The sequence below is a fragment of the Janthinobacterium sp. 64 genome (assembly GCF_002813325.1).
Lineage (GTDB): Bacteria > Pseudomonadota > Gammaproteobacteria > Burkholderiales > Burkholderiaceae_D > Janthinobacterium.
This window is the reverse complement of the sequence record NZ_PHUG01000001.1, coordinates 4,693,028-4,704,647: the sequence shown is the minus strand read 5'-3', so window position 1 is coordinate 4,704,647 and position 11,620 is coordinate 4,693,028. Positions and strand designations below refer to the sequence as shown.

9 protein-coding genes and 1 other RNA gene are annotated in these 11,620 nt (G+C 61.3%); 1 reads left to right on the top strand and 9 read right to left on the bottom strand.

Annotation, left to right across the window (positions count from 1 at the left end; genetic code table 11):
- The 7 genes from CLU91_RS20755 to rnpB all read right to left on the bottom strand — a co-directional run bounded on the left by CLU91_RS20755 (position 1) and on the right by rnpB (position 7,423).
- Positions 1-1,431, bottom strand: coding sequence for a UDP-N-acetylmuramoyl-tripeptide--D-alanyl-D-alanine ligase (locus tag CLU91_RS20755; protein WP_100875639.1), 1,431 nt, complete (start codon positions 1,429-1,431; stop codon positions 1-3).
- Complete coding sequence (locus CLU91_RS20750) at positions 1,431-2,939, bottom strand: UDP-N-acetylmuramoyl-L-alanyl-D-glutamate--2,6-diaminopimelate ligase (protein ID WP_100875638.1); 1,509 nt, start codon at positions 2,937-2,939, stop codon at positions 1,431-1,433. The genes CLU91_RS20755 and CLU91_RS20750 overlap by 1 nt, the downstream gene beginning before the upstream one ends.
- A gap of 8 nt (positions 2,940-2,947) precedes the next feature.
- Entirely contained in the window at positions 2,948-4,726 is a 1,779-nt protein-coding gene (locus CLU91_RS20745) for a peptidoglycan D,D-transpeptidase FtsI family protein (protein WP_096233896.1), read from the bottom strand.
- On the bottom strand, positions 4,726-4,995 hold the full coding sequence (ftsL, locus tag CLU91_RS20740) for a cell division protein FtsL (protein ID WP_034748894.1): 270 nt from the start codon (positions 4,993-4,995) through the stop codon (positions 4,726-4,728). Before ftsL ends, CLU91_RS20745 begins: the two co-directional genes overlap by 1 nt.
- The gene (rsmH, locus tag CLU91_RS20735) at positions 4,992-5,963 is read right to left on the bottom strand and encodes a 16S rRNA (cytosine(1402)-N(4))-methyltransferase RsmH (RefSeq protein ID WP_100875637.1); all 972 of its coding nucleotides are present in this window, start codon (positions 5,961-5,963) and stop codon (positions 4,992-4,994) included. Before rsmH ends, ftsL begins: the two co-directional genes overlap by 4 nt.
- A gap of 9 nt (positions 5,964-5,972) precedes the next feature.
- Positions 5,973-6,401: a division/cell wall cluster transcriptional repressor MraZ gene (mraZ, locus tag CLU91_RS20730; RefSeq protein WP_100875636.1), complete on the bottom strand. Its 429-nt coding sequence runs from the start codon at positions 6,399-6,401 to the stop codon at positions 5,973-5,975.
- Positions 6,402-7,061: 660 nt separating this feature from the next.
- An RNA gene (gene rnpB / locus CLU91_RS20725) (RNase P RNA component class A) lies at positions 7,062-7,423 on the bottom strand.
- Between the two features lie 208 nt (positions 7,424-7,631).
- Between rnpB and CLU91_RS20720 the strand changes: the two genes are divergently transcribed.
- Positions 7,632-9,335: a thiamine pyrophosphate-binding protein gene (locus tag CLU91_RS20720; protein WP_100875635.1), complete on the top strand. Its 1,704-nt coding sequence runs from the start codon at positions 7,632-7,634 to the stop codon at positions 9,333-9,335.
- Positions 9,336-9,408: 73 nt separating this feature from the next.
- On the opposite strand, the gene CLU91_RS20715 is transcribed toward CLU91_RS20720, so the two are convergent.
- The gene (locus CLU91_RS20715) at positions 9,409-9,936 is read right to left on the bottom strand and encodes a hypothetical protein (RefSeq protein ID WP_100875634.1); all 528 of its coding nucleotides are present in this window, start codon (positions 9,934-9,936) and stop codon (positions 9,409-9,411) included.
- Positions 9,937-10,086: 150 nt separating this feature from the next.
- Positions 10,087-11,157: a porin gene (locus CLU91_RS20710; protein WP_100875633.1), complete on the bottom strand. Its 1,071-nt coding sequence runs from the start codon at positions 11,155-11,157 to the stop codon at positions 10,087-10,089.
- Positions 11,158-11,620: the final 463 nt, after the last annotated feature.

Sequence of the window (11,620 nt, the reverse complement as noted above, 5' to 3'; positions counted from 1 at the left end):
TTAGTGAGCTTCCTTGTTATTGTTGTTTGAACCAATCAAATGCTGCACGGCCCGTTCCATTTTCATGAAGCGGGAGCCCTTGATTAATACTGTTGCATCCGAACGGCCGGACAAATGCGCATCGAGCGCCGCCAGCAAGCCGTCGAACTGTTCGAAATACTCCACGACCGTGCCCGATTCCTGGCTGGCGGCAGCCTGCGCCGCATTCACCAGATGGCGCGCCAGGCCGCCCGTCGCCAGCACGTATTCGATGCCTTTGATGGCGGCGTAGGCGCCGATCTCTTCGTGGAACTGCTGCCCCTGCGTGCCGACTTCGCCCATCTCGCCCAGCACCAGGATGCGTGGTGCCGCGGCCTGCGCCAGCACATCGATGGCCGCGCGCGCCGAATCCGGATTGGCGTTATACGTGTCGTCGATGATGGTGGCGCCGTTGGCGGCACGTTTTTTCTGCAGGCGGCCATTCACGGGAGAAAACGCCTCCAGGCCCTGCTTGATCTGTTCTGGCGCGATGCCGGCGCCGATTGCGCATGCGACGGCCGCCAGCGCATTGCGCACATTGTGTTCGCCCGCTGCCTGCAAGCCCACAAAGAACTGGCGCACGCTGCCGTCCGGTGCGCGCACGCTGACGAACAGGTCGCTGCCAAAATCCTCGGCCGCGCGGTGCGTGCAGCTCACGTCGGCCTCTTTCGACAGGCCGAACGTGATGACGGCGCGCGCGCCGGCCAGTTCGCGCCACACGGGCGTATATTCATCGCCATGCGGGAAGACGGCCACGCCGCCGTCGGCCAGGGCTGCCAGCGCAGCGCCGTTCTCGCGCGCCACGGCTTCCACCGTATGCATGAATTCCTGATGCTCGCGCTGCGCGTTGTTGACCATCGCCAGCGTCGGCGCGGCAATCGCGGCCAGGCGGGCGATTTCGCCCGGATGGTTCATGCCCATCTCGATCACGGCCGCCTTGTGCTGCTCGCTCAGGCGGAACAGCGTCAATGGCACGCCGATTTCATTATTCAGGTTGCCGCGCGTGGCCAGGCGCGCTTCTTCGCCAAAGGCCGCCGCCAGGATGGACGAAATCATCTCCTTGACGGTGGTCTTGCCATTGCTGCCGGTGACGCCGATGACGGGTACATTGAAACGGCGGCGCCAGTGGTTGGCGATGCGCCCCAGCGCGGCCAATGTATCGGTCACCACGATGGCCGGCACCCTGGCGCTGTCCCAGCCTGCGGGCAGGCGCTCGACCACCACGGCGGCGACGCCGCGCGCGGCCACCTGGTCGAGGAAATCGTGGGCGTCGAAACTCTCGCCGCGCAGGGCGACGAACAGCGAACCGGATTGGGCGCTGCGGCTGTCGGTGGAGACGCCGTCAAAAACGGCGTCGCCCGTGAGCTGCGCGCCGTCCAACGCCTGCATCAGTTCTGTCAGGGTGCCGCGCATCAGTTCGTCCTCATCATCGTCAGGCGCGCGGACAAGGCCAGCTGCGCATGGTCGGCATCGGAGAACGGCAGTTTCTTGCCCTTGATTTCCTGGTATGGCTCATGGCCCTTGCCCGCCAGCAAAATCACGTCCGGCTTGGCCGCATGCTTGATGGCCGACAGGATCGCCGCGGCGCGGTCTTCGATGGCTTGCGGCTGCGGGCCGTCTGCACGCATGCCGGCGACGATCTGCGCGATGATGGCGTGCGGGTCTTCGCTGCGCGGATTGTCGCTGGTGACCAGCACGTGATCGGCCAGCTGCGCGATGGCACCCATCTGCGGACGCTTGCCCGGATCGCGGTCGCCGCCGCAGCCGAACACGCACCACAGCTGGCCGCCCCGCTCCTGCGCCACCTGGCGCAAGGCAGCCAGGGTTTTTTCCAGCGCGTCTGGCGTATGCGCATAATCGATGACGACCATCGGCGCTTCCTGGCCGCCCACCTGCTGCATGCGGCCCGGAGCCGGCTGCAGCGATTCGATGCCGTCGATGGCGGCGCGCAGGCCGGTGCCATGCGCCAGCAAGGCGCCCAGCACGGCCAGCGCGTTGCTGATATTGAAGTGGCCCACCAGTTGCGTCTTGACCAGCGCCACGCCCAGCGCGCATTCGAGGTGGAAGTCGGTGCCGGCATGGCGGCTGCGGAACTGGCTGGCGCGCAGCATCAGCACGCCCGGCAGGTCGGGCAAGCTGGCTGCATCCTGCAAGGTGTAGCCGATGACGGGATATTCACCGGCCAGCTTGCCCTCCACGTGGCGCGCCAGGCGCAGGCCCATGGCGTCATCGAGGTTGATGACGGCCGTTTTCAGGCCGGGCCAGTCGAACAGTTTGACTTTGGCCGCCTCGTAGGCCGCCATGTCGCCGTGATAGTCAAGGTGGTCGCGCGTCAGATTGGTAAACATGGCGACATCAAAATGCATGCCGGCCGCGCGCTCCTGGTCCAGGCCGATCGACGACACTTCGATGGCGACGGCCCTGGCCCCTGCGTCGCGCATGGCGGCCAGTTTGCGCGCCAGCAGCACGGCGTCAGGCGTGGTGTAGCCGGTGACGTCGAATTCGATGGCGCCGCGCGGCTTGCACAGGCCCACGCCCAACGTCCCTATGACGGACGATGTTACGCCCAGGCGCGCCAGCGCTTGCGCCAGCCATAGCGCGCACGAGGTCTTGCCATTCGTGCCCGTCACGCCGGCGCTGAACATGGCGCTGTCGGGCATGTCATAGAAAGCATGCGCCACGGGGCCGGCCAGGCGTTTCAGGTCGCTGACCAGCAGGTGCGGCACGCTCCATGCGGCGTTCCATTCGACGGCGTCATGCACGATGGCGGCGGCGCCCTGCTCGATGGCCGCTTCGATGAAATGCGTGGCGCCCGCATAGGCGAAAAACACGTCGCCGCGCTGCACGCGGCGCGAATCGGACGTCAGCTGCCCGGACGGGGCAGCCGTTTTGATCCACAAACTGATGTCTTGTATGGTCATGAGTGACTTCACATGGCCTCCGGGCCGGCATTGGCCGGGACCACGATTTCGGTAACGGAGGAATCGGGCGGAACGTTCATCGCGCGCAGCGCGTTGGTCGCAATCGCCGCGAAAGCGGGAGCGGCAACCTGGCCGCCATAGTGGGCCGGGCCGGTCGGTTCATCGATCATCACGGCAATGATGAAGCGCGGCGCCGACATCGGCACCATGCCCACGAAAGAGCCGATGTATTTGCGCGGCATCGCATAGCGGCCGTTTTCCACTTTATAGGCGGTACCCGTCTTGCCGCCCACGCGGTAGCCGGCGACCTGGGCGCGCTTGGCCGAGCCGTGCGCGCCGGAGACCACCAGTTCGAGCATGGCGCGCATGTCGGCGGCCGTCTTCGGCTTGATCACTTGCTGGCCCACGGGCAGTTCATTGACCTTCTGGAACGACAGGGGGATCGTGTCGCCATCGCGCGCGAACATCATGTAGGAGCGCGCCAGCTGGATCAGCGAGACGGAAATGCCGTTACCGTAGCTCATGGTGGCCTGTTCCACCGGGCGCCACGATTTATACGGACGCACCCTGCCGGCCACGGCGCCGGGAAAGCCCCATTTCGGCTGCTGGCCGAAGCCCACCTTGGTAAACATTTCCCACATTTCCTGCGACGGCATGCCCAGCGCGATTTTCGAGGTGCCGATGTTCGACGACATCTCGATGATTTCGGAGACGCTGATCACGCCGTGCGGCTTGGTGTCGGTAATGGTGCGGTCGGCGATGGTGTAGCGGCCCGGACCCGTGTCGATCAGGGTGCCCGGCTTGACTCTGCCCGTATCGAGCGCCAGCGAGACGGTGATCGGTTTCAGGGTCGAACCGGGCTCAAAGGTGTCGGTCATGACGCGGTTGCGCAGCTGCTGGCCCGTGAGCTTGCGGCGGTCGTTCGGGTCGTAGCTGGGGTAGTTGGCCAGGGCCAGCACTTCGCCCGTGTGCACGTCGAGCACCACGGCGCCGCCGGCCTTGGCATTGAATTTTTCCACCGCTTCCTTCAGCTGCGTGAAGGCGATGTACTGAATCTTGCTGTCGACGGAGAGGGTCAGGTCCTTGCCGTCGTGCGGTTCGTGGATGAAGCCGATGTCTTCGACGATGTGGCCCAGGCGGTCCTTGATCACGCGGCGGCTGCCGGTGGTGCCGACGAGGGTTTTCTGCTGCGCCAGTTCCATGCTTTCCTGGCCCACGTCTTCCACGTTGGTAAAGCCGACCACGTGGGTCATCACTTCACCCTGCGGATAGAAGCGCTTGTATTCCTTGCGTTCGTCGATGCCGTCGATGCCCAGCTTGGAAATCTTGTCGGCCACGTCCATCTCGACCTGGCGTTTCAGGTAGACGAAGCTGCGGTCCGAATCGAGCTTCTTGCGCAATTCGTTGACGTTCATTTCCAGCAGGCCGGCCAGCGCATTGATTTTTTCGGGCGACGCCTGCAGCACGTCGTCGGGAATGGCCCAGATGGCTTTCACGGGGACGGACGAGGCGAGCACCTGGCCATTGCGGTCGGTGATCTTGCCGCGCGTGGCCGGCAGCTCCAGCGTGCGCTCGTAGCGCGCCTTGCCCTGCTTTTGCAGGAACTGCGTCGACACGCCCTGCAGCCACAGGGCGCGCGCGCCCAGGCCGGCGAAAGCGAAGAACAGCAGGAACAGCACGACGCGCGAACGCCAGACGGGCAGACGCACCGCCAGTACGGGGTTCTTCGAGAATGGCACGCCTTTCGATGCCGCCACCCGGCCGTTGCTGTTACCGCCCAACTTCATTATTCGCCCTCCGTCAGGTATTGCGTACGCGCCGCCGTCAGCGGCGTCATGCTCAGGTCGCGCCGCGCGATCGATTCGATGCGTTCATGCTTGCCCAAAGTGGACTGGTCCAGCTGCAGTTGTGCCCAGTCGATGTCGAGCTGGCGCGACAGCGCTTGCGCGCGCTCCAGGTCGATCAGCAGGTGGCGCGACTGGTACTGCGCGTTCACCAGCGACAGGCCGCAGCACACCAGCAGGGCCGACAGCACGACACACAGCTTGCCAGTCATCGGACGCCGCCACTGACCGGAATGGGCAAACGCTGCGCCACGCGCATCACGGCCGAACGCGAACGGGGGTTACCCTCGATCTCGGCATCGGACGGCTTCATCTTCAATATCAGCTTCATTTCCGGCTGCGGCAAGTCGACCGCGCGGATCGGCAGGCGGCGGTCAGGCTGCTCCACGTTCGCCTTCGAGGCGAAGAAGCGCTTGACCATGCGGTCTTCGAGCGAATGAAAACTGATCACGGCCATGCGCGCGCCGGGCGCCAGGCAGGCATACGCCTGGTTCAGACCGATCTCGAGATCCTCGAGCTCTTTGTTAATGAAAATGCGGATTGCCTGAAAGGTGCGGGTAGCGGGGTCCTTACCCTTCTCGCGGGTCTTGACGGCGCCTGCCACGATGCCGGCAAGCTGTCGTGTGCTTGAAATTGGCTGGACTGCCCGGCCAGCAACAATCGCCTTTGCAATCTGAAAAGCAAACCGTTCTTCCCCATAATCGCGTATCACTTTCTCTAAATTCTGCTCGGTTTCCACCGCCAGCCATTCGGCCGCGGAGATGCCGCGCGTCGTATCCATGCGCATGTCCAGCGGTCCGTCGTTGCGGAAGCTGAAACCGCGCGCCGCATCGTCGACTTGCGGCGACGAGATGCCCAGGTCGAGCAAGATGCCGTCCACCTGCTGCACGCCGCGCGCGGCCAGGCTGGCCGTCATGGTGGCAAAGCTGTCATGGACAATTTCAAAACGGGGGTCGCCGATCTGTTCGGCCGTGGCGATGGCTTGCAAATCCTTGTCGAAGCCGATCAGGCGCGCGTCATCGGCCAGGCGCGACAGGATCAATCGGCTATGGCCGCCGCGGCCAAACGTGCCATCGACGTAAACGCCGTGCGCGCGGTCGCCCGACAGGTCGAGCGCATCGACCGCTTCATCGAGCAGCACCGTGCGATGCTGAAATTCCGGCACCGTGAGTTGTGTCATTACGGAGCCTTAGAAAGAAAAATTGGAAAGTACATCGGGGGTGCCGGCATCGATCGCCTGCTGTTCTTTTTCAGCCAACTTGGCGGCATCCCATATTTCAAAGTGGCTGCCCATGCCGATCATCATGACTTCGCGCGACAGCCCCACGGCGTTGCGCAATTCGGGCGAGATCAGCACGCGGCCGGCCGAGTCCAGCTCGACGTCGACGGCGTTGCCGAGGAAGATGCGCTGCCAGGCGCGCGCCGACATGGGCCAGGCGGCGATTTGCTGGCGGTGGCTTTCCCACACGGGACGGGGGAAAAACAACAGGCAGCCATCGGGGTGCTTGGTCAGGGTCAGACGGCCTTCGCATTGAATCGCCAGCGCGTCACGGTGCTTGGCAGGGATAGACATCCTGCCTTTGGCATCGAGATTGATTGCGGACGCGCCTTGAAACACGGAAGACCTTTTTTGAGCTTGGGTTGCGACGCTTGCGCATCATGATGAAAAGGGGAAATTTCCCACAAAAACACACTTTTTCACACAGTTGCCCACTTTAGAGTAAGCAAAGATAGTGGTCAAGCGGTTTCCGATTGGCAAAACAGGAATTTTATTAATGAAATTAAGGACTTAGCGCATATCGTTGAAGCTGTCTCAAATAAAAATATATCGATAAATTAGATACTTATGAAAGATAGTGAATGTGCTACCTCATCTGCACACATGTGTTTTCCTACCGTAAACATCGAAAAAGACGAAATGTAAAAATTGAATTTTTTACAGTTAGTTGACACATGACAATACTTTTACCCTCCAGGCAGCACAACAAGCAGCCACGGCAAAAGACTTGGTTTAAGGCAAAAAAATTTCGCCCTTGGCGCGTACCGGCCCTGTTTTCCGGGGTTGGCCAAATGCGGATTAACTATTTTTGCAACGCAGCAATTAATTGAGAAGAAGAAATCTTAACCAATTGCTCATTTTAATTGTATATACAACTTTATCCTGAATGCTATTCTTTTGGAAACAAAAAAAGCCCCTTTGCGGGGGCTTTTGGGAGGCGCGCAGCAAGCAAACCGCTGCGGCCGATACACTCCCCGGCAGACCAGGGAGCAAGAATTCAAGTGAAGCAGGCCGGTAGGCCGGATTTTGTTACGGCGCCGTCCCTTGCAGGTTGGCGCTATGACAGTCATTCCTCTAGGCGCCAGATTACTCGGACGCTCAAGCTTTCTACCCGCACGCTCCGCGAGCAGCATCATCGCGTGCCTATTTGAAATTGCACCAGGTGGAGGTTACCGCGTTTCACCGTAACTTAATACGCTCGTCTCTGTGGCCCTATTCCTCGCCTTATACTCCCCCGGCATACAAGTACGCCAGGTCGGCTTTCAGCGGACGGCCGTTAACCGTCACCCCGCTCTATGGAGTCCGGACCTTCCTCCCGCCAGCGCATTGCTGCGCCGGCCAGCGACTGTCTGGCCTGCTTCACCCGCCATTGTACCGCGCCACAGCATGTTTCTGCAAAAGCGCGGCACGCCAGTCGGGGGATTGTGTAATTCGGTGTCGCCATTTCAAAAGCCGGGCCAAATCGGCTCACATAGAATGAGCAAGCTGCTTGCATGCAAGCGCATGCAAGCGTATGCAAGCAGCTTGCCCCACTTCTTTGCTACCCCACTAGACTATAAAGAGCCGAACATGACGCAACAACCCCGTACCGGCGGCCAGATCCTGGTCGATGCCCTGCAGATCCACGGTGTCGACACCGCCTTTGGCGTGCCTGGCGAAAGCTACCTGGACGTGCTCGACGCCCTGCACGATTCGGGCATCCGCTTCATCATCAACCGCCAGGAAGGCGGCGCCGCCTTCATGGCTGAAGCCTATGGAAAGCTGACGGGCAAGCCGGGCATCTGCTTCGTCACGCGCGGACCGGGCGCCACTAACGCCTCGATCGGCGTGCACACGGCCTACCAGGATTCCACGCCGATGATCCTGTTCATCGGCCAGGTGGGCAATGATTTCGTCGACCGCGAAGCGTTCCAGGAAATCGACTATCGCCGCATGTACGGCCAGATGGCCAAGTGGGTAGCGCAGATCGACCGCGCCGAGCGCATCCCCGAATACCTGGCGCGCGCCTTCCAGGTCGCCACCAGTGGCCGCCCCGGCCCCGTCGTGCTGGCCCTGCCGGAAGACATGCTCATTTCCATGGCGACCGTCGCCGACACGCGCCCCTACCAGCCGGTACAGGCATCGCCATCAGAACAGCAACTGCGGCAATTGCGCGCCATGCTGGCCGATGCGCAGCGTCCGCTGGTCTTGCTGGGCGGCACCACCTGGACGCCGCAGGCCTGCGCCGACCTGCAACAGTTCGCCGAAGCGAATCACTTACCCGTCGCCTGCGCCTTCCGCTTCCAGGACTTGCTCGACAATGCACACCCGAACTACATCGGCGACGTCGGCATCGGCATCAACCCGAAACTGGCCGCGCGCGTGAAAAATGCCGACCTGGTCATCGCCATCGGCCCGCGCCTCGGTGAAATGACGACGGGCGGCTACACCTTATTCGATTCGCCCGTGCCGCGCCAGCGCCTGGTGCACATCCATACGGACGCCGAAGAGCTGGGCAGCGTTTACCAGGCCGAGCTGATGATCAACAGCGGCATGCCGCAAGCGTGCGCCATGCTGGCCGCCATGGCCCCCGTCGACGCTTCCGCCTGGCAGCACACGCCGGCCGAAGCCAAGGCCGAGCTGGCCGCCTACCAGGAGCAGCCGCCCATCTTCCAGGATGGCCAGGCGCCGCTGGACCTGTGGCAAGTCACGCAAGAGATCATGGCCCAAGTGCCGGCCGACACGATCCTGACGAACGGCGCCGGCAATTACGCCTCGTGGGCCCACCGTTTTTACCGCTACGGCGGCATGCGCACGCAGCTGGCGCCGACGAACGGCGCCATGGGCTACGGCGTGCCGTCGGGCGTGGCGGCGAAGATCGTGCATCCGGAGCGCACCGTGATCACCTTTGCCGGCGATGGCGAATACATGATGAATGGCCAGGAACTGGCCACGGCCGTGCAATACCAGGCGGGCGTGGTCATCATCGTCTTCAATAACCAGATGTTCGGCACCATCCGCATGCACCAGGAGCGCGACTACCCGGGCCGCGTCTCGGGCACGACCCTGCACAACCCGGATTTTGCGGCGCTGGCGCAAGCGTACGGCGCGCATGGCGAAGTGGTGAATACGACGGAAGCGTTCGCCCCAGCCCTGCAACGGGCGCTGGCGCACGCCAAAGCGCACAACTTGCCAGCGTTGATCGAGCTGCGCTATGACGGCAACCTGATCACGCCGAACGCCACGCTCGCCACCATCCGCGCCACGGCGGAAAAGGCACAGGCGGCAAAGTAAGCCCATTGCAACACTGAAAACAACAAAGGCCCGGTCGATACCGGGCCTTTTTCTTGTTGACAGCGATGATCGTTCAGGCAGCGGGCATTGGTGCGCTTGCCTCGGCAGGCGCTTGCGGCACCGGCGGGCAGGGCGTGCAGTTTTTCAGGGGACGGCCGAAATCGCGCACGCGGCTCAGTTTCATGGGCATGCGCACATTGCCGCCGCAGTAATCGCCTTCCAGGGTCAGGGTTTGCCCGTCCTTGGAAAACTTGCCGACGATGGTGCGCTCTTCGCTGTCGGCACCGGCGATGGTGAAATCGAAGGCGCCCGTGGCGGCATCGAGGTTGACGTCGTTGGCGACGATGGGCCAGCTCAGAGCACCCGCCGTGAATTCATAGATGACGGAGTCGGCCTCGGCAAAGCGGTGCAGGGTCACGCGCTGGCCGCCTATCTCGCCGCTATCCTTTTGCAGGCACAGGTCCGAGTAGACGGCCACGCCGTAGCGCTCCAGTCCGGCCGGCTTCTTGCCCTTGACGGCGGCGAAGGCCGCGCCCGTGGCGCCAGCGAATAACAACGCGGCCAGCAGGGTGGCCAGGCGCGGCGAAGTGTATGGAGACATGGCATTCCTTTACTTGAGTAACGGCGCCATTATAACTGGCGCCGCCCATGCAAAAACGCGCCGCCAGGCCGAAGCCAGACAGCGCGTTTCTTTGCTTGCAGCATCCCCGAAGGGATGCCAGAGCGGTACTAAGCTTCGCTTGCGCGACTATTAGAACGAGTGACGAACGCCAACGTTGAAGGCTTTGTCGCCCGAACCAACTTCGCTGTTGTTGCCAACGGTGTAGCCTGCGAAGTTTTTGTTCTTGATTTTAGCGTACGAAGCGTAGGTGCTGGTGCGCTTCGACAGAGCGTACGAGTAGCCCAGTGCCCATTGATCAGCATCAGCATTGGCGCGGGTTTTGTCGTTGGTCTTGATGTACGAAGCCATCACGGTGCCAGCTGGACCAACAGGTACGGTTGCGCCGATCAGCAGGTTGGTGCTGTCATCGCCAGTAGCTGCCGAAATGTAGTTGAATGCGTTAACATCGCCGTTGTTACGGATGCCGCTATTGGCACCTTTGTTCACGCCGTATGCGGCGTAAGCTTTAACAACTGTGAAGTCGTAGTTAGCTGCAGCCAACCAGTTACGTGCGCTACCTTGGTTGTTGTTAGCGGTTTCGTTGCTGGTCGTGTTGTAAGCCAGACGTGCGTTCAAAGGACCGTTCGAGTAACCAGCCGACGCGCCGATTTGGCTGCCGTATTTGTTCGAATCAGCTTGCTCGCCGAAGGTGTAAGCCACGTCAGCATCAAAGCCGTTGAAGTTTGGCGAGGTGTACAGCACGGTGTTGCTGGTGCGGGTCAGTGCTTTCGATGGGAACAAGTTCTTGGCGGAACCAGCGTAGCCCACTGCGAATGGATCAGCAACTTTCGACAGGGTGTTGTACCAAGGCGTGTATTGTTGACCCAGGGTCAGCGTACCAGCCGTTTTGCTGCTCAGACCAATGTACGATTGACGGTTGAACAAGGAACCTTCTTTAGCTTGCTTACCGTTGTCAACGCCGAAACCAGCTTCCAGAACGAACAGAGCCGACAGGCCGCTGCCCAGATCTTCGGTGCCTTTGAAGCCGATACGGGAAGCCGAAGCAACGCCGCTGTCCAGTTTATTCACGGAGCCAGCTTTGCCGCCGCGCTCGCTGACGAAACCAGCGTCAACGGTACCGTAGATAACAACGCTCGATTGAGCTTGGGCTACGCCAGTGGCTGCTGCCAGGACTGCCAGGGTGATCAGAGTTTTTTTCATTGCGATTTCCTTTAATTTTTGAAGCAAAAAGTAATACAGCCTATGCATCTCGAGCTGCGCTCTAACAGAGCGCTTTTTATGAGTGAGGGCAAGGTCTCCACCTGCCACATTGCTGTTCCGGTCAGAGGAACATTCATATCGGTATCGGCACGCTATTGCACCGATAAGCTTGAAGGCTGCATAACGACCGTCATTCGTGCGCCGGTTCGGTGCTCAAACGGCACCGGAAGCGGCACTATAACGACCGTTTCACATTCCATCAAGTTCCAACATGTTACTTCCGGTACCAGGCCGAGGGCTTTTTCAGGCATCCCGACCATCGCCAACCGTACTACGCGACAGAGCCAGTGCCCCTTGCCAACCAATGCATGGGCCTGATTGACCATTCCATCATAGCGCATGGCTTGCTGGCACCCGTTGTATTAGTGCAACAGTATCAGGCGAGTGATTAAAACGTCAACAT